The organism is Streptomyces sp. SS7, assembly GCF_037993025.1.
Taxonomy (GTDB): domain Bacteria; phylum Actinomycetota; class Actinomycetes; order Streptomycetales; family Streptomycetaceae; genus Streptomyces.
This window is the reverse complement of sequence record NZ_CP141223.1, coordinates 2,873,123-2,891,336: the sequence shown is the minus strand read 5'-3', so window position 1 is coordinate 2,891,336 and position 18,214 is coordinate 2,873,123. Positions and strand designations below refer to the sequence as shown.

The window sequence follows — 18,214 nt, the reverse complement described above, 5'->3', positions numbered from 1 at the left end:
GTCTAGTACCCGAAGTCCTGGGTCCACCAGGGTCCGCCGGACCCGAAGTGCACGCCGACGCCCAGGGTCTTGAAGTCGCAGTTCAGTATGTTCGCCTTGTGGCCGGGGCTGTTCATCCAGGCTTCCATGACGGCGGCCGCGTCGGCCTGCCCGCGGGCTATGTTCTCGCCGCCGAGGCTGGATATGCCGGCCGCCTCGGCCCGGTCCCACGGGGTCTTCCCGTCGGGGTCGGTGTGGTCGAAGAAGCCCCGCGCGGCCATGTCGTCGCTGAACCTCTCGGCCAGCTCCGACAGCGCGCTGTTCGCGGAGAGGGCGCTGCACCCGACCTTGGCCCGCTCCTCGTTCACGAGGGCGAGCACCTCGGCCGCGGCCTGCGCCTCGGCGGAGACCGTCACCGCGGACTCGGACCTCTGGGGCGCCTTGGTGACCGCCTTCGCCTTGGAGGCGGAGGTCTGCGGCTCCTCCGAGGGAGTGACCTCGGGCTTCTTCTCGGCCGTCTCGCTCGGCGAGGCCGAGGCGGAGGACTTCGAGGCCGACGGAGTGGGCGAGGTCGAGGCCGGCGCCGAGGCGGAGCGGCCCGCGTCGCGGCTGGTCGAGGTGCCGGCGCGGCCGGGGTCGGCCGAGCCGGAGGTGCCGCCCTGTTCGGCGTTGGAGTTGCCGGGGGTGTCGGCGGCCTGCACACGGTCGCCGGGACCGGTGCCGCCGCCGAGCCGGTAGCCCTCCAGGCCGGGCACCACACCGGTGGCCACCGCGACGGTGCCGAGGGCGACCGCGGCGGAGACGCCGAGCAGACCCGCCTTGACCGGGGTGGCCGCCTTCTTCTTGCGACGGCGGCGGCCGGCCCCGCCCCGCCCACCGCCGTCCGGCATGAAGCCGTCGGTCGCGAAACCGTCGCCCGGGAAGCCGTCGCCGGCGAAGGCGTCGCCCGTGGAGCCGTAGCCCGTCGGGCCGTAGGCCTGGAAGCCGTCGGCCGTGGGACCGGTGCCGTACCCCTCCTCCGTCGCGTACAGGTACTCCCTGCTTCTCGCGACGGTGTCGGCGTACGCCTCCGGGTTCAGGTAGGGCGCGATGCCGAGCGTGTCGGGGCCGTCCGCGTACGCGTACTGCGGTTCATGGCTGTCCGTGTACGAGCCGTGCGTCTCCGTGACCCCCGTGGCGCGGCCCGTGGCGGCGCGGCCGGCGGCGGAGCGTCGGTGGCGTCCCATGCCTGTGCCTTCCTCGTCCCTCGGTCAACCCATCTCATACGATCTTGGGCGAACCCATCTCACTCGATCGAGTGAGTTTCATATGAGAATCATTGGGTCGGGACGGTACCGCATGGCGCCCGGGGAGGAAGTGCCCCGAGGGACATTGCCCGGTTAGGTTGCACCCATGAGTGAGGATGTGCGGCTGGTCGCCTGGGTCCGCGGACACGTGCAGGGTGTGGGATTCCGCTGGTTCACGCGGGCCAAGGCGCTGGAGATCGGCGGGCTGAGTGGTTTTGCTCTCAATCTGGCCGACGGCCGGGTCCAGGTGGTCGCCGAAGGAGCCAAAGAGGGCTGCGACGGCCTGCTGGACTGGCTCACGGGTGACGACACGCCCGGACGCGTGGACGGAGTCACCGAGATATGGGACACACCGCGCGGCGGCTACGACGGCTTCGCGATCCGCTGACCACCCCGCGCCGAGCGGCCGCCGCCCGGGGGAGGGATGTGCCACCGGCATGTGCCCCGGATGAAAAGGAGCAGGTGGTTGCCAAGAATCGCTTGCGCTGGCATGCTCCGCAGGCAAGGATGATCGCCACGTCTCCAGGGCCCCGCGTTCGTCGCAGCGCCGCCGTTCAGGCCGCGCTCCGGTGGGTTGCCCGCCAATACGGGGCGTGATCGTGTTGACCGTCAAACTTTTTGGTGAGACGCTGAAAGCACCCCGCGCACCTAGCTGTTTGGCATGGATGAACGGCAGCACGAACAAGATCTAGCCAAGACCGCGGGTGCGAATCCCTCACGACCCACACCGCTTCGGTCGGTCACTCAGTGTGGAGGACCATCCATCATGGCAAAGGCGCTTCTCGGTTACGTCGGCGGCTCCGACCCGCGACTCCTCGCCGAGATGCGACGGCTCCAGCAGCGCGTCCAGGATCTGGAATCCGAGCTCGGACGAATCCAGGCCGAGAACGACGCGCTCACGGCTGCCGCTTCTCACGACAGGTTCATGGAGAGCATCGACGCACACCAGGCGGAGCCTGCGCTCACCTGATCGCTGCACCGCTCCACGACAGCACCACGCAGTGGTCGGGCGACCCGTCTCAAGCGCGTCGGACCGCTAAGTTGTCAGAAGTTGCAAGGGACGCCTCGGCGTCCCTTCTTTCTTTCCCCCGCGTTTTCCCGCCCGCGTTCCCCCGCGTCCGGTGGGCCCGTCCCCGTCGTCCAGCGCCCTGCCCCCTCCGTCTTCTTAACGTGTGGTGTGCCCTGTGCGTTCATGGGTGAAACCGCGGGGTCGCCGGGCGTTCATGGAGTGAGACACCCCCGGAAGGTAGAGTCCAGCGCCGTGCACCTCAAGGCCCTGACCCTCCGGGGGTTCAAGTCGTTCGCCTCGGCGACCACGCTCCGGTTCGAACCCGGGATCACGTGCGTCGTCGGGCCCAACGGCTCGGGCAAGTCCAATGTCGTGGACGCGCTCACCTGGGTCATGGGCGAGCACAGCGCCAAGTCGCTGCGCGGCGGCAAGATGGAGGACGTCATCTTCGCCGGCACCACCGGCCGCCCCCCGCTGGGCCGCGCCGAGGTGTCCCTGACCATCGACAACTCCGACGGGGCCCTGCCCATCGAGTACGCCGAGGTCACCATCACGCGGATCATGTTCCGCAACGGCGGCAGCGAGTACCAGATCAACGGCGACACCTGCCGCCTCCTCGACATCCAGGACCTCCTCTCCGACTCCGGCATCGGCCGCGAGATGCACGTCATCGTCGGCCAGGGCCAGCTCGACTCCGTCCTGCACGCCGACCCCATGGGCCGCCGGGCCTTCATCGAGGAGGCGGCCGGCGTCCTCAAGCACCGCAAGCGCAAGGAGAAGGCGCTCCGCAAGCTCGACGCGATGCAGGCCAACCTCGCGCGGGTGCAGGACCTCACCGACGAACTGCGCCGCCAGCTCAAACCGCTGGGCCGGCAGGCGGCGGTCGCCCGCCGGGCCGCCGTGATCCAGGCGGACCTGCGGGACGCCCGCCTGCGCCTCCTCGCCGACGATCTCGTCCGGATGCGGGAGGCGCTCCAGGCCGAGGTGGCCGACGAGGCCGCCCTCAAGGAACGCAAGGAGGCCGCCGAGCAGGAACTCCGCAAGGCCCTCCAGCGCGAGGCGCTCCTGGAGGACGAGGTCCGTCGGCTCTCCCCCCGCCTCCAGCGCGCCCAGCAGACCTGGTACGAGCTCTCCCAGCTCGCCGAACGCGTCCGCGGCACGGTCTCCCTCGCCGACGCCCGGGTGAAGAGCGCGACCTCCGCGCCCCCCGAGGAGCGGCGCGGCCGCGACCCCGAGGACATGGAGCGCGAGGCCGCCCGGGTCCGGGAACAGGAGGCCGAGCTGGAGGCCGCCCTCGAAGCGGCCCAGCACGCCCTCGACGACACCGTCGCCCACCGCGCCGACCTCGAACGCGAACTCGCCGCCGAGGAACGGCGGCTGAAGGACGTCGCCCGCGCCATCGCCGACCGCCGGGAGGGCCTCGCCCGGCTGAACGGCCAGGTCAACGCCGCCCGGTCACGCGCCGCCTCGGCCCAGGCCGAGATCGACCGGCTGGCGGCGGCCAGGGACGAGGCACAGGAGCGGGCGTTCGCCGCCCAGGAGGAGTACGAGACCCTCCAGGCCGAGGTCGACGGCCTCGACGCGGGCGACGCCGAACTCGCCGAGCAGCACGACGCGGCGAAACGCCGGCTGGCCGAGGCCGAGGCCGCCCTCACCGCCGCCCGCGAGGCGGCCACCACGGCGGAACGCGAACGCGCGGCGACCAGGGCCCGCCACGAGGCGCTCGCCCTCGGCCTGCGGCGCAAGGACGGCACGGGCGCCCTGCTCGGCGCGCGCGACCGCCTCACCGGCCTGCTCGGCCCGGCCGCCGAACTGCTGACGGTGACACCGGGGTACGAGATCCAGCTGGCGGCGGCTTTCGGAGCGGCCGCGGACGCGATCGCGGTCACGACCCCGGCCGCGGCCGTTCAGGCCCTGCGCCTGCTCCGCAAACAGGACGCGGGCCGGGCGGCCCTCCTGCTCGCCTGTTCGCCGGACGCACCCCTCACCGGCGCGGGAAACGGCACGACCGGCCCTCATGCACCCGCGGACGCCCGACGACAGCCCGCGGCCGATCTCGTCCGCGCCCCGGCCGACCTGATGCCGGCCGTACGCCGCCTCCTCCACGACATCGTCGTGGTCGACACCCTGGAGGACGCCGAACACCTCGTCCGGACCCACCCCCACCTCACCGCGGTCACCGCCGAGGGCGACCTGCTGGGCGCCCACTTCGCCCACGGAGGTTCCGCCGGCGCCCCCAGCCTCCTGGAAGTACAGGCCTCGGTGGACGAGGCGGCCGCACAGCTCGAGGAACTGGCCGTACGCTGCGCGGAACTCGGCGAGGCCCAGCAGGAGGCCGGCGCACAGCGCAAGCGGTGCGCCGCGCAGGTGGAGGAACTGGGCGAGCGACGCCGGGCCGCCGACCGGGAGAAGTCGGCCGTGGCCCAGCAGCTCGGCCGGCTGGCCGGGCAGGCGCGCGGCGCGGCGGGCGAGGCCGAGCGGTCCACGGCGGCCGCCGCCCGCGCCCAGGACGCCCTCGACCGTGCACGGGAAGAGGCCGAGGAACTCGCCGAACGGCTGGCCGTGGCCGAGGAGATGCCCGTCGAGGAGGAGCCCGACACCTCGGTGCGCAACCGGCTCGCCGCCGACGGCGCCAATGCCCGCCAGACCGAGATGGAGGCGCGGCTCCAGGTCCGTACGCACGAGGAGCGGGTGAAGGGGCTGGCCGGCCGGGCCGACTCCCTCGACCGGGCCGCCCGCGCGGAACGCGAGGCACGCGCGCGTGCCGAGCAGCGGCGCGCCCGGCTGCGTCACGAGGCCGCCGTCGCCGGGGCCGTCGCCTCGGCCGCCCGCCAGCTGCTCGCGCATGTCGAGGTGTCCCTCGGCCGGGCGCAGGCGGAGCGGGCCGCCGCCGAGGCCGCCAAGGCACGCCGGGAGCAGGAGCTGGCCGCCGCCCGCACCGCCGGGCGCGACCTCAAGGCCGAGCTGGACAAGCTCACCGACTCGGTCCACCGCGGTGAGGTGCTCGGCGCCGAGAAGCGGATGCGGATCGAGCAGTTGGAGACCAAGGCGCTGGAGGAGCTGGGCGTGGAGCCCGCGGGGCTCGTCACCGAGTACGGGCCCCATCAACTCGTCCCGCCGTCGCCGCCCGCCGAGGGCGAGGTGCTGCCCGACGACCCGGAGCACCCCCGCAACCAGCCGGTGCCCTTCCGCCGCGCCGAGCAGGAGAAGCGGCTGAAGGCGGCCGAGCGGGCGTACCAGCAGCTCGGCAAGGTCAACCCGCTGGCGCTGGAGGAGTTCGCGGCGCTGGAGGAGCGCCACAAGTTCCTCAGCGAGCAGCTGGAGGACCTGAAGAAGACCCGCGCCGATCTCCTCCAGGTGGTGAAGGAGGTCGACGAGCGGGTCGAGCTGGTCTTCACCGAGGCGTTCCGGGACACGGCCCGGGAGTTCGAGGGTGTCTTCGGCCGGCTCTTCCCGGGCGGGGAGGGGCGGCTGATCCTGACCGACCCGGACAACATGCTGACCACCGGCGTGGACGTGGAGGCCCGGCCGCCGGGCAAGAAGGTCAAGCGGCTCAGCCTGCTCTCCGGCGGGGAGCGGTCGCTGACGGCCGTCGCCATGCTGGTGTCGATCTTCAAGGCCCGGCCCAGCCCGTTCTACGTGATGGACGAGGTCGAGGCCGCGCTCGACGACACCAACCTGCAGCGACTGATCCGCATCATGCAGGAGCTCCAGGAGTCCTCGCAGCTCATCGTGATCACCCACCAGAAGCGCACCATGGAGGTCGCCGACGCGCTGTACGGCGTGTCCATGCAGGGCGACGGGGTGTCGAAGGTGATCAGCCAGCGGTTGCGTTAACTCCTCCGGGTACCCCGACCTTCTTCCTTCATTCCTTGAACACACCTTGCTCTTCCGTGCCTCTTTTCTCACACCGCTTCGGCTAGTGGATTCAGAACTTGAAGACATAGGGTCTGCAGCGTTGTTCTTGCCTTCAGGCAGCGTTGCCGATGGCCTTAGGAGTTGAAGTGACGAGCACTGCGCAGGCACGGAAGTCGGGAGCCGCGACGGCTCCTCCCGATCATCTCGGGCACGTCATCTTCATCGCGGCGGCAGCGGCGATGGGCGGGTTCCTCTTCGGCTACGACAGCTCCGTGATCAACGGCGCCGTCGAGGCCATCCGGGACCGCTACGACATCGGTTCCGCCGCCCTCGCCCAGGTCATCGCCATCGCCCTGATCGGCTGCGCCGTCGGCGCCGCGACCGCCGGCCGGATCGCCGACCGCATCGGCCGCATCCGGGTCATGCAGATCGCCGCCGCGCTGTTCACCGTCAGCGCCGTCGGCTCGGCGCTGCCCTTCTCGCTGTGGGACTTCGCCCTGTGGCGGGTCGTCGGCGGGTTCGCCATCGGCATGGCCTCCGTCATCGGCCCCGCCTACATCGCCGAGGTCGCCCCGCCCGCCTACCGCGGCCGGCTCGGCTCCTTCCAGCAGGCCGCGATCGTCATCGGCATCGCCGTGTCGCAGCTGGTCAACTGGGGTCTGCTCAACGCGGCCGACGGCGACCAGCGCGGCTGGCTGATGGGCCTGGAGGCCTGGCAGGTCATGCTCGGCGTCATGGTCGTCCCGGCCGTCCTCTACGGCATGCTCTCCTTCGCCATCCCCGAGTCCCCGCGCTTCCTGATCTCCGTCGGCAAGCGGGAGCGGGCGCGGGAGATCCTCGCCGAGGTCGAGGGCGAGAGCGGTGATCTCGACGCCCGGGTGGCGGAGATCGAGCACGCCATGAACAGTGAGCACCGCTCCACCTTCAAGGACCTGCTCGGCGGCGGCTTCTTCTTCAAGCCGATCGTCTGGATCGGCATCGGCCTCTCCGTCTTCCAGCAGTTCGTCGGCATCAACGTCGCCTTCTACTACTCCTCCACGCTCTGGCAGTCGGTCGGCGTCGACCCGGCGGAGTCGTTCTTCTACTCCTTCACCACCTCGATCATCAACATCGTCGGCACCGTCATCGCGATGATCTTCGTGGACCGCATCGGCCGCCGCCCGCTCGCGATCATCGGCTCGGCCGGCATGGTGATCGGCCTCGCCCTGGAGGCCTGGGCCTTCTCCTACGACCTGGTCGACGGCCGGCTCCCAGCCGCCCAGGGCTGGACCGCCCTGATCGCCGCCCATGTCTTCGTCCTCTTCTTCGCCCTGTCCTGGGGCGTGGTCGTCTGGGTCATGCTCGGCGAAATGTTCCCCAGCAGGATCCGAGCCGCCGCCCTGGGCGTGGCCGCCTCCGCGCAGTGGATCGCCAACTGGGCCATCACCGCGAGCTTCCCGTCCCTCGCCGACTGGAACCTCTCCCTCACCTACGTCGTCTACACGGCCTCCGCGGCCCTCTCGATCCCCTTCGTCCTCAGGTACGTCAAGGAGACGAAGGGCAAGGCCCTGGAGGAAATGGGCTGACCGCCCCCCACAGCCGGGGGGAAGGGGCTCCAACCCCGCCGCCCCTCTCCCCGCCCCAGCCCCGCCCCCGCCCCGGCCACCCCGAAGCGGGGGCGGCGGCATGCGGCCCGCGAGGTTGACGGGGGATCGGCCCAGGGGGGTGGTTGGTAGACACACGGGGTGCGGGGGGCGCGGGGGTGTTCGGGGTGGGGGACCGGGGGTCGGTGTGGGGCGCGGGGCGCTGAGGTTCGGGGGCGGTGTTGGGCGCGGGGCGCCAGGGCGGGGCGGTCGGGTGTCCGGGTGGGGGTGTTGTCCGCCCGGTGGTCGGGCGGGGGCCTCGTAGGGCTGCTGGGGGCCGCCGCGGGGCGCCACGGTCCGGCGCGCGGTGTCACGGTCGGGTGCGTGGCGCGGGGCACTGTGGTCCGGTGGTCGGGGGCGTGGTGCGGGGGGCGCTCCGGTTCGGAGGTGAGGCGTTCGACGCGGACCCTGTGGCTCGGTGGTCAGGCGTTCGGCGCGGGGCCCTGTGGCTCGGTGGGCGGGTGGGGTGTGGGCGCGTACGGGCCCGGCGGGGCCGCCGGGCCAGTAGGTGAGCGCGGGTCGCGCCGAGGGCCGGTGGTGGGGGTTGGGTGCGGGGCCGCGGTCCGGTGGTGGGACGTTCGGTCCGGGCGCCGAGGCCCGGTGATCGGGTGGGGTGCGGGCGCGCCCGGACCCGGCGGGGCCGTGCGCGCCCGGTGGTGAGGCCGGGCCGCGCCGAGGGCCGGTGGTGAGGCCGGGCCGTGTCGAGGGGCGGGCTCAGGGCTGCAGTGCCGGGAGTACCCGTTCCGCGAACAGGCGCAGGCTTCGCCAGCCCTCCTCCAGCGGCATCCCGCCCGCCAGCGGATGCAGGACCAGGTTGTCCAGGTCCTGCGCCACGCACTCGTCCGGGGTGAGGATCCGGTAGACGCCCTCCGCGCGCAGCTCCTCGACCGTCGCCGCCCCCGAACGCACCGCCGAGTGGATCTCGCCGGACTGCCAGGAGGCGTAGGTGCGGGCCTCGTGCAGGAAGTGGCCGCCGTACTCGGCCCAGGCCCGGTCCGGGTCCTCGGCGATGTGCAGCAGCGGCGTCTCGGCGCCCGGCATCATCGTCCAGCCCTGCGTCCCGTACTCCACGAGCCGCTCCTTGTAGTACGTCTCCAGCTCCGGCAGATGCGCGCTCGGGAAGAACGGCAGGCCGAGCCGGGCGGCCCGGCGGGCGGCGGCCTTCGAGGAGCCGCCGACCAGCAGCAGCGGGTGCGGATCGGACGCCGGGCGCGGGGTGACTCGTACGGTACGGCCCCGGTACTCGAACTCCTCGCCGGTCCACGCCTTCAGGACGGTCTCCAGCAGCTCGTCCTGGAGCCGGCCGCGCCGCGTCCAGTCGACGCCCGCGCGGTCGTACTCCTCGCGCCGGTAGCCGATCCCGGCGACCGTGAGCAGCCGGCCGCCGCTGAGCAGGTCCAGGACCGCGATGTCCTCGGCCAGCCGCAGCGGGTCGTGCAGCGGGCCGATCACCGCCGACACCGTGACCGCCAGCCGCCGGGTCGCCCCCAGCACCGCGCCCGCGAAGACGAACGGCGACGGCAGCCAGTTGTTCCCGGCACCGTGGTGCTCCTCGGTCTGCACGGTGGTCACCCCGTGCTCGTCGGCGTACGCGGCCATCTCCAGCGCGGCCCGGTAGCGGGCGCCCAGCTCGGCGGGGGAGGCGCCGGGTGCGACGAGGTTGAATCGGACGACGGTGACGGGCATGACGGACCCCCTTCGGCGGATGTGGGGGGACCGTAGCTGACGGTTCGTCAGGTGACCAGAGGCGCGAGACACCCGCCCCGGGGAGCCGGGCCGCCGCCGGGAGCGGGATGGATACTGGACGGGTTATGGAAACCGTCATCCTTGCTGTAGTCATCGCCGTGGTCGTGCTCGCGGTGCTCGGCGGGCTCGTCGTCGGCAGTCGGCGCAAGAAGCCGCTGCCCCCGCCGCCCCCCGCAGCGCCCGACATCACCGCGCCTCCGGCCGAGCCGCACGTCGGCGACGAGGCCGAGACGCCGCGCGAAGAACCGCGCCGCACGATCGAGGAGGTGGATCTTCCCGACGGCGGCCCGGCCGGGGTCGTCGTCGAGGAACCGCCCGCCGTCGAGGCCCCGGAGATCGAGATCCCGGAGCCCACCGCGGGGCGTCTCGTACGCCTGCGCGCCCGTCTCTCCCGCTCCCAGAACGCCCTGGGCAAGGGGCTGCTCACCCTGCTCGCGCGCGAGCACCTCGACGACGACACCTGGGAGGAGATCGAGGACACCCTGCTCACCGCCGACGTCGGCGTCCTGCCCACCCAGGAGCTGGTGGACCGGCTGCGCGAGCGGGTGAAGGTGCTCGGCACCCGCACCCCCGAGGAGCTGCGCGGCCTGCTGCGCGAGGAGCTGCTCAAGCTGGTCGGCACCGACGTCGACCGCACGGTGCGGACCGAGCCCGAGGACCGCAAGCCCGGCATCGTGATGGTCGTCGGCGTCAACGGCACCGGCAAGACCACCACCACCGGCAAGCTCGCCCGGGTGCTGGTCGCCGACGGCCGTACCGTCGTCCTCGGCGCCGCCGACACCTTCCGCGCCGCCGCCGCCGACCAGCTCCAGACCTGGGGCGAGCGGGTCGGCGCGCACACCGTGCGCGGGCCCGAGGCCGGCGACCCCGCCTCCGTCGCGTTCGACGCGGTGAAGGAGGGCAAGGAGATGGGCGTCGACGTGGTGCTCATCGACACCGCCGGGCGGCTGCACACCAAGACCGGGCTCATGGACGAGCTGGGCAAGGTCAAGCGGGTCGTCGAGAAGCACGCCCCGCTCGACGAGGTGCTGCTCGTCCTGGACGCCACCACCGGGCAGAACGGCCTGGTCCAGGCCCGCGTGTTCGCCGAGGTCGTCGACATCACCGGCATCGTGCTGACCAAGCTCGACGGCACCGCCAAGGGCGGCATCGTCGTCGCCGTCCAGCGGGAGCTGGGCGTCCCGGTCAAGCTCATCGGCCTCGGCGAGGGCGCGGACGACCTGGCGCCGTTCGAGCCGGAGGCGTTCGTTGACGCCCTCATCGGAGAGTGACCCGCTCTTAGCGAAGAGCCCCGTGAGCCAGGTGACCGCGTATGCGGGACCGGCTTCGGGACGCGCGAGAAGCGCCCGCCCCCAGGTGCAGTGGGAGCGGGCGCTTCGCTGTGTACGGCCGGGGCCCCCTAGTGCCGTGACCGGAAAGGTTCACCGGCTCGCGACGCCCGGCACGGCACCTCGCCGCGTTGTCGCATCACCCGAGTACATCCAGTACGCGGGCGACGCTCCGCCTTGCGATGCACCGCACCGGACGCCGCGAGCTTCCCGGCAAACCTTTCCGGTCACGGCACTAGGCGCGGGAGCGGTGCGCCACGTACGCCAGGGTCCCGAGCAGCAGCCGGGCCTCCGGGGGCCGGGTCGCCGAGTCCAGGGCCGGCGGGCGCAGCCAGTGGACCGGGCCGAGGCCGCCGCGGTCGGAGGGCGGGGCCGTGACGTACGTACCGGGGCCGAGGCCGCGCAGGTCGAGGGCGGCCGGGTCGTCCCAGCCCATGCGGTAGAGGAGGCCGGTCAGCCCGGCCGCGGCGCCGGGGGCGACGAAGAACTGGGTGCGGCCCTCGGGGGTGGCGGTGACCGGACCGAGCGGCAGGCCCATGCGCTCCAGCCGGACCAGGGCGCGGCGCCCGGCGGGCCCGGCGACCTCGATCACGTCGAAGGCGCGCCCGACCGGCAGCATCACCGCGGCGCCCGGGAACTCCGCCCAGGCCCGCGTCACGTCGTCGAGGGTGGCGCCGGCCGGCACCCGGGGCGCGAACTCCAGGGGATGGGCGCCGGGTTCGGGGCAGTCGCGGCGGCCGCAGGAGCAGACGCCGGCCGCGGCCCGGGCACCCGGTACGACGTCCCAGCCCCACAGTCCTGTGAACTCGGCGACGGCGGTGCACTCGGACGAGCGACCGCGCCTGCGCGTGCCGGAGCGGATCTCGCGGATGCCGCCGATCGTGAAGCCCATGCCCCCTCCAACGGGTGTGCGGCGCCGGTGGTTACGTAACGGTCGCATGTCGTAACTCTGCGTGCTTTCGCTGCCCGGCGGCCGCCCGCTGTAGACGGCGTCCGGAAGCACGCCGGGTGGTGTGGTCGGCGACACGCGCCCCTGAGTGCTTCCCTCCGCTCACCCCCACCCGTCCTGTGTCAAGTGAATCGCCTACGGGGCATCGGTAGTTCATTCGAAGGGGTGGCGAATGGTGGCGTTTCCGGGATCCTCGTGGCTGTGTCCGTGATCGTAGGATTACTTTGAGTGTGCGGGTCCTGGAGGCACATGCGCTTGTGGGTATGCCGGAGGCAAGTCGACTTTCCGTTCGAGGGGTGACAACTATCGGACGAGGGGCGGTATTTACCGGCATTCTGATAAGGCTTGGCGCACTCAGTGACAAGTGGTCTCAGGGATGGGGGCGTTCCAGTGAGCGGCAATGACGGAAGCGGGAGCGGCGCTTCGCATGCGGACAAGCGCCCGAACGAGCTGCTCACCTCCTGGTTCGTGCGCAGCGGCTGGTCCAAGGGTGAACTGGCCCGGCAAGTCAACCGTCGCGCACGCCAGTTGGGCGCCAACCACATCTCCACCGACACCTCACGTGTGCGCCGCTGGCTGGACGGCGAGAACCCCCGCGAGCCCATCCCCCGGATCCTCTCCGAGCTGTTCTCCGAGCGGTTCGGCTGCGTCGTCTCGGTCGAGGACCTCGGTCTGCGCGCCACCCGTCAGGCGCCCTCCGCGACCGGCGTCGACCTGCCCTGGACGGGCCCGCAGGCGGTGGCCCTGCTCAGCGAGTTCTCGCGCAGCGACCTGATGCTGGCGCGGCGCGGCTTCCTCGGAACCTCGCTGGCGCTGTCCGCGGGCCCGTCCCTGATCGAGCCGATGCAGCGCTGGCTCGTCCCCACCCAGCCCGCCCCGCTCACGGAGCCCGAGTCCGTGCCCACCAGCCGGGCCCGCGGCCGGCTCTCCAGGCCCGAGCTGGACCTGCTGGAGTCCACCACCGTGATGTTCCGGCAGTGGGACGCCCAGTGCGGCGGCGGACTGCGCCGCAAGGCCGTCGTCGGCCAGCTCCACGAGGTGACCGACCTCCTCCAGGAACCCCAGCCCGAGGCGACCTCCCGCAAGCTGTTCAAGGTCGCCGCCGAGCTGGCCGAACTCGCCGGCTGGATGAGCTACGACGTGGGGCTCCAGCCGACCGCCCAGAAGTACTTCGTGCTCGCCCTGCACGCCGCCAAGGAAGCCGGCGACCGGCCGCTCGGCTCGTACGTCCTGTCCAGCATGAGCCGCCAGATGATCCACCTGGGACGGCCCGAGGACGCGCTGGAACTGATCCACCTCGCGCAGTACGGCAGCCGGGACTGCGCGAGCCCGCGCACCCAGTCCATGCTGTATGCGATGGAGGCCCGCGCCTACGCCAACATGGGCCAGCCGGGCCGCTGCAAACGGGCCGTGCGGATGGCCGAGGACACCTTCGCCGACGCCGACGAGTGGGACGAGCCGGACCCCGACTGGATCCGCTTCTTCTCCGAGGCCGAGCTGTACGGCGAGAACAGCCACTCCTTCCGCGACCTCGCCTACGTCGCAGGCCGCAGCCCCGCCTACGCCTCCCTCGCCGAACCCCTGATGCAGAAGGCCGTACGCCTGTTCGCCGACGACGCCGACCACAAGCGGTCGTACGTGCTGAACCTCATCGGCATGGCCACCGTGCACCTGCTGCGCCAGGAGCCCGAGCAGAGCGCCGTCCTGGCCGCCCGGGCCATGCAGGAGGCCAAGAAGGTCCGCTCCGAGCGGGTCAACACTCGTATTCGAAAGACCGTCGACAGTGCCGTCCGCGAGTTCGGCGACCTGGCCGAGGTCGTGGACCTCACCGAGCGGCTCGCCATGGAGCTGCCGGAGACGGCCGAGGCCGTCTGACGCCCCGATCCAACCCCGCAACCACTGGGCGAAACCCATGAACCCCGGCCGCGGCCGGCCTTCCCGAAGTGCCCGACTCGGCTCCCCCATGCCAGGTCATCGGAAGGCCGTCCGCGGCCGGTTTCCTTCCCCGAAGGAAGGTTGCGCCACGATAACGATCCGCTCGGCGAACATCAGCCAGTTCACCGACGCGTAACGCACCAGGTGCCTTCGTCACGGCGGCGAAACAACGAGGGGCTTCGACCGAAACGGCGCTGCGTCAATCTCATGGCGCATAACCGGCCCACCCCTCTTTTCCGCTCTGGCTTCGCCCGCACGGGGCCGTACTACGACGAGGAGACGCCGATGGCACCAGCCATCACGCTTGCCGCAGACAAGCTGTCTGTGGCCAACACAGGTTTCATGCTCATCTGTTCCGCCCTGGTGCTGATCATGACCCCGGGTCTGGCCTTCTTCTACGGAGGCATGGTCCGCGTCAAGAGCACCCTCAACATGCTGATGATGAGCTTCATCAGCATGGGCATCGTCACGATCCTGTGGGTGCTGTACGGCTTCTCCATGGCGTTCGGCACGGACCACGGATCGCTCGTCGGCTGGGAGTCCGACTTCGTCGGATGGGCCGGCATCGACAAGGCGGACATCTGGTCCGGGTACACGATCCCGGTCTTCGCCTTCGCCGTCTTCCAGATGATGTTCGCCATCATCACCCCCGCCCTGATCAGCGGCGCGATCGCCGACCGGGTGAAGTTCTCCGCGTGGTCGATCTTCGTCGTCCTGTGGGCCACGGTCGTGTACTTCCCGGTCGCCCACTGGGTCTGGGGCACCGGAGGCTGGGCCTTCGACCTCGGCGTGATCGACTTCGCCGGTGGTACCGCGGTCCACATCAACGCGGGTGCCGCGGCGCTCGGCGTGATCCTGGTCATCGGCAAGCGCGTCGGCTTCAAGAAGGACCCGATGCGCCCGCACAGCCTCCCGCTGGTCATGCTCGGCGCCGGTCTGCTGTGGTTCGGCTGGTTCGGCTTCAACGCCGGCTCGTGGCTCGGCAACGACGACGGCGTCGGCTCCCTGATGTTCGTCAACACCCAGATCGCCACCGCCGCCGCCATGCTCGCCTGGCTCGTGTACGAGAAGATCCGCCACGGCGCGTTCACCACGCTGGGCGCCGCCTCCGGCGCGGTCGCGGGTCTGGTCGCCATCACCCCCTCCGGCGGCGCGATCACCCCGATCGGCGCCATCGCGATCGGCGCCATCGCCGGTGTCCTGTGCGCCATGGCCGTCGGCCTGAAGTACAAGTTCGGCTACGACGACTCCCTCGACGTCGTCGGCGTCCACATGGTCGGCGGTATCGCCGGCTCCCTGCTGATCGGCTTCTTCGCCAGCGGCAAGGGCCAGTCCGACGTCAAGGGCCTCTTCTACGGCGGCGGCCTGGACCAGTTCTGGAAGCAGTGCGCCGGTGTCTTCGCCGTCCTCGCCTACTCCCTGATCGCCTCCGCGGTGCTCGCCTTCCTCCTCGACAAGACCATCGGTATGCGGGTCGACGAGGACGAGGAGATCTCCGGCATCGACCAGGCCGAGCACGCCGAGACCGCCTACGACTTCAGCGGTGCCGGTGGCGGCGCCGCCCGGACCGCCGCGCCGGCCGCCGTCGGTTCCGCGAGCAGCAAGAAGGTGGACGCATGAAGCTCATCACCGCCGTCGTCAAGCCCCACCGGCTCGACGAGATCAAGGAAGCCCTCCAGGCCTTCGGCGTGCACGGCCTGACGGTCACCGAGGCGAGCGGTTACGGTCGTCAGCGGGGACACACCGAGGTCTACCGCGGCGCCGAGTACACGGTCGACCTGGTCCCCAAGATCCGCATCGAGGTGCTGGCCGAGGACGACGACGCCGAGCAGCTGATCGACGTCATCGTCAAGGCGGCCCGCACCGGCAAGATCGGTGACGGCAAGGTCTGGTCCCTCCCGGTCGAGACGGCCGTCAGGGTCCGCACCGGCGAGCGCGGCCCCGACGCGCTCTGACCGCAGAACAGAACAGGAGTCGCTGGGTGACGGGCACAGACGTGCGAAACGAAACAGAGGACTCGGGACCCAGCGGCTATGCGGCGGCCCGGCTGCGCCTCCTCACCGAGGAGGCGCGGTCCGGGCCGCCGCGCCGTGCCGCCCTCTCCGCGCTCACGGACGACTGGCTGGCCGGACTGTTCACCGCGGCGGCCGAGGGACTGGCCGGCGTCTCCCTGGTCGCCGTCGGCGGCTACGGCCGCGGCGAGCTCTCCCCCCGCAGCGACCTCGACCTGCTGCTCCTGCACGACGGCAGCGACCCCAAGGCCGTCGCCGCCCTCGCCGACCGCCTCTGGTACCCCGTCTGGGACCTCGGCCTCGCCCTCGACCACTCCGTGCGCACCCCCGCCGAGGCCCGCAAGACCGCCGGGGAGGACCTGAAGGTCAACCTCGGTCTCCTCGACGCCCGCCACCTCGCCGGCGACCTGGCCCTGACCTCCGGACTGCGCACCGCCGTCCTCGCCGACTGGCGCAACCAGGCCCCCAGACGCCTGCCCGAGCTCCAGGAACTCTGCGCCGAGCGCGCCGAGCGCCAGGGAGAGCTCCAGTACCTCCTGGAACCCGACCTCAAGGAGGCCCGCGGCGGCCTCCGGGACGCCACCGCGCTGCGCGCCGTCGCCGCCTCCTGGCTCGCCGACGCGCCCCGCGAGGGCCTCGACGACGCCCGCCGCCGCCTCCTCGACGTCCGTGACGCCCTCCACCTGGCCACCGGCCGCGCCACCGACCGCCTCGCCCTCCAGGAGCAGGACCAGGTAGCCGCCGGACTCGGCCTCCTCGACGCCGACACCCTCCTGCGGCAGGTATACGAGGCCGCGCGCGTCATCTCCTACGCCAGCGACGTCACCTGGCGGGAAGTCGCCCGCGTGCTGCGCTCCCGCGCCGTACGGCCACGACTGCGCGCCATGCTCGGCGGCGGGAAGCCCGTCCCCGAGCGGTCCCCGCTCGCCGAGGGCGTCGTGGAGCAGGACGGCGAGGTGGTGCTCGCCCGCGCCGCCCGCCCCGAACGCGACCCCGTGCTGCCGCTGCGCGCCGCGGCCGCCGCCGCCCAGGCCGGCCTCCCGCTCTCCCTGCACGCCGTACGGCGCCTCGCCGCCACCGTGCGCGCCCTGCCGACCCCCTGGCCGGCCGAGGCCCGCGAACAGCTGGTCACCCTGCTCGGCTCCGGCCGGCCCACCGTGGAGGTCTGGGAGGCGCTGGAGGCCGAGGGCCTGATCACCCGGCTGCTGCCCGACTGGGAGCGGGTGCGCTGCCGGCCGCAGCGCAACGCCGTGCACATCTGGACCGTCGACCGGCACCTCATCGAGACCGCCGTGCGCGCCTCCGAGTTCACCCGCCGCGTCAGCCGCCCCGACCTCCTCCTGGTCGCCGCGCTGCTGCACGACATCGGCAAGGGCTGGCCCGGCGACCACTCGGTCGCGGGCGAGATCATCGTCAAGGACGTCGCCGCCCGCATCGGCTTCGACCGCGCGGACGTGGCGGTGCTCTCCTCCCTCGTACGGCACCACCTGCTGCTCGTCGAGACGGCGACCCGGCGCGACCTGGAGGACCCGGCCACGGTCCGCTCGGTCGCCGACGCCGTCGGCTCGCAGAGCACCCTCGAACTGCTGCACGCGCTCACCGAGGCGGACGCGCTGGCCACCGGGCCCGCCGCCTGGTCCTCCTGGCGGGGTTCGCTCGTGGCGGACCTGGTCAAGCGGGTCGGGGCGGTCCTCGCCGGGGACGAACCGCAGGAGCCGGACACCGCCGCGCCCACCGCCGAGCAGGAACGGCTCGCCATCGAGGCGGTCGCCACCGGCAGCCCCGTCCTGGCCCTGCGCGCCCAGACCGAACCGCCCGCCGACGCGGGGGAGCAGCCGCCCGGCGACCCCGAGCCGCTCGGCGTGGAACTGCTCATCGCCGTACCCGACCAGGAGGGCGTGCTGCCCGCCGTGGCCGGCGTGCTCGCCGTGCACCGGCTGACCGTGCGCACCGCCGAGCTGCGCGCCCTGGACCTGCCGGACGGCGTCGAGGGCTCCGTCCTGCTGCTGAACTGGCGGGTCGCCGCCGAGTACGGCTCGCTGCCGCAGGCCGCCCGGCTGCGCGCCGACCTCGTGCGCGCCCTCGACGGCTCCCTGGACATCGCCGGTCGGCTCGCCGAGCGCGACGCGGCCTACCCCCGGCGCCGGGGCGTGGTCGCGCCCCCGCCGCGCGTGACGGTCGCCCCGGCCGCCTCCCGGCACGCCACCGTCATCGAGGTCCGCGCCCAGGACGCGCCGGGGCTGCTGTTCCGGATCGGCTCGGCCCTGGAGGACGCGGCGGTACGGGTGCGCAGCATGCACGTCAGCACCCTGGGCGCCAACGCCGTCGACGCCTTCTACGTCACCGGCGCGCAGGGGGCGCCGCTGCCGGTCGACGAGGCGGCGGCCGTCTCCCGCAAGCTGGAGGAGACCCTGCGGGGCTGAGCCCGGCACACCGCCGGACCGGGTCGCGGCACTGCCGTGACCCGGTCTTGCCCGTCCGGGATACCCT

12 protein-coding genes are annotated in these 18,214 nt (G+C 72.4%); 9 read left to right on the top strand and 3 right to left on the bottom strand.

The annotated features are described in order from the left end of the window. Nucleotides 1–2: 2 nt before the first annotated feature. On the bottom strand, nt 3–1,205 hold the full coding sequence (locus tag U5640_RS13160; RefSeq protein WP_340376011.1) for a CAP domain-containing protein: 1,203 nt from the start codon (nt 1,203–1,205) through the stop codon (nt 3–5). Between the two features lie 166 nt (nt 1,206–1,371). Here U5640_RS13160 and U5640_RS13155 point away from each other — a divergent pair, with 166 nt between their 5' ends. The 4 genes from U5640_RS13155 to U5640_RS13140 all read left to right on the top strand — a co-directional run bounded on the left by U5640_RS13155 (nt 1,372) and on the right by U5640_RS13140 (nt 7,697). Then, nucleotides 1,372–1,653, top strand: coding sequence for an acylphosphatase (locus U5640_RS13155; RefSeq protein WP_067257404.1), 282 nt, complete (start codon nt 1,372–1,374; stop codon nt 1,651–1,653). Between the two features lie 378 nt (nt 1,654–2,031). Beyond that, the gene (locus tag U5640_RS13150) at nt 2,032–2,235 is read left to right on the top strand and encodes a hypothetical protein (protein ID WP_030793895.1); all 204 of its coding nucleotides are present in this window, start codon (nt 2,032–2,034) and stop codon (nt 2,233–2,235) included. Nucleotides 2,236–2,526: 291 nt separating this feature from the next. Further along, nucleotides 2,527–6,111 carry a chromosome segregation protein SMC gene (gene smc, locus U5640_RS13145; protein ID WP_340376010.1) on the top strand — a complete coding sequence of 1,195 codons (3,585 nt, stop codon included), beginning with the start codon at nt 2,527–2,529 and terminating at the stop codon, nt 6,109–6,111. A 167-nt stretch (nt 6,112–6,278) separates the two neighbouring features. Beyond that, a complete protein-coding gene (locus U5640_RS13140; protein WP_340376009.1) occupies nt 6,279–7,697 on the top strand; it encodes a sugar porter family MFS transporter in 1,419 nt (472 codons plus the stop codon). A gap of 771 nt (nt 7,698–8,468) precedes the next feature. Here U5640_RS13140 and U5640_RS13135 read toward each other — a convergent pair. Next, the gene (locus U5640_RS13135; RefSeq protein WP_340376008.1) at nt 8,469–9,440 is read right to left on the bottom strand and encodes an LLM class flavin-dependent oxidoreductase; all 972 of its coding nucleotides are present in this window, start codon (nt 9,438–9,440) and stop codon (nt 8,469–8,471) included. A 125-nt stretch (nt 9,441–9,565) separates the two neighbouring features. On the opposite strand from U5640_RS13135, the gene ftsY reads away from it, so the two are divergent. After that, entirely contained in the window at nt 9,566–10,771 is a 1,206-nt protein-coding gene (ftsY, locus tag U5640_RS13130; protein ID WP_340376007.1) for a signal recognition particle-docking protein FtsY, read from the top strand. 292 nt (nt 10,772–11,063) lie between these two features. On the opposite strand, the gene U5640_RS13125 is transcribed toward ftsY, so the two are convergent. Next, entirely contained in the window at nt 11,064–11,720 is a 657-nt protein-coding gene (locus tag U5640_RS13125) for a bifunctional DNA primase/polymerase (protein ID WP_340376006.1), read from the bottom strand. Nucleotides 11,721–12,167: 447 nt separating this feature from the next. Between U5640_RS13125 and U5640_RS13120 the strand changes: the two genes are divergently transcribed. The 4 genes from U5640_RS13120 to U5640_RS13105 all read left to right on the top strand — a co-directional run bounded on the left by U5640_RS13120 (nt 12,168) and on the right by U5640_RS13105 (nt 18,147). Further along, nucleotides 12,168–13,652 carry a hypothetical protein gene (locus U5640_RS13120; RefSeq protein ID WP_340376005.1) on the top strand — a complete coding sequence of 495 codons (1,485 nt, stop codon included), beginning with the start codon at nt 12,168–12,170 and terminating at the stop codon, nt 13,650–13,652. A gap of 345 nt (nt 13,653–13,997) precedes the next feature. Further along, the gene (locus U5640_RS13115; protein ID WP_340376004.1) at nt 13,998–15,332 is read left to right on the top strand and encodes an ammonium transporter; all 1,335 of its coding nucleotides are present in this window, start codon (nt 13,998–14,000) and stop codon (nt 15,330–15,332) included. Beyond that, on the top strand, nt 15,329–15,667 hold the full coding sequence (locus tag U5640_RS13110) for a P-II family nitrogen regulator (protein WP_003997576.1): 339 nt from the start codon (nt 15,329–15,331) through the stop codon (nt 15,665–15,667). Before U5640_RS13115 ends, U5640_RS13110 begins: the two co-directional genes overlap by 4 nt. 26 nt (nt 15,668–15,693) lie before the next feature. Beyond that, nucleotides 15,694–18,147, top strand: coding sequence for a [protein-PII] uridylyltransferase (locus U5640_RS13105; protein ID WP_340376003.1), 2,454 nt, complete (start codon nt 15,694–15,696; stop codon nt 18,145–18,147). Nucleotides 18,148–18,214 lie beyond the last annotated feature (67 nt).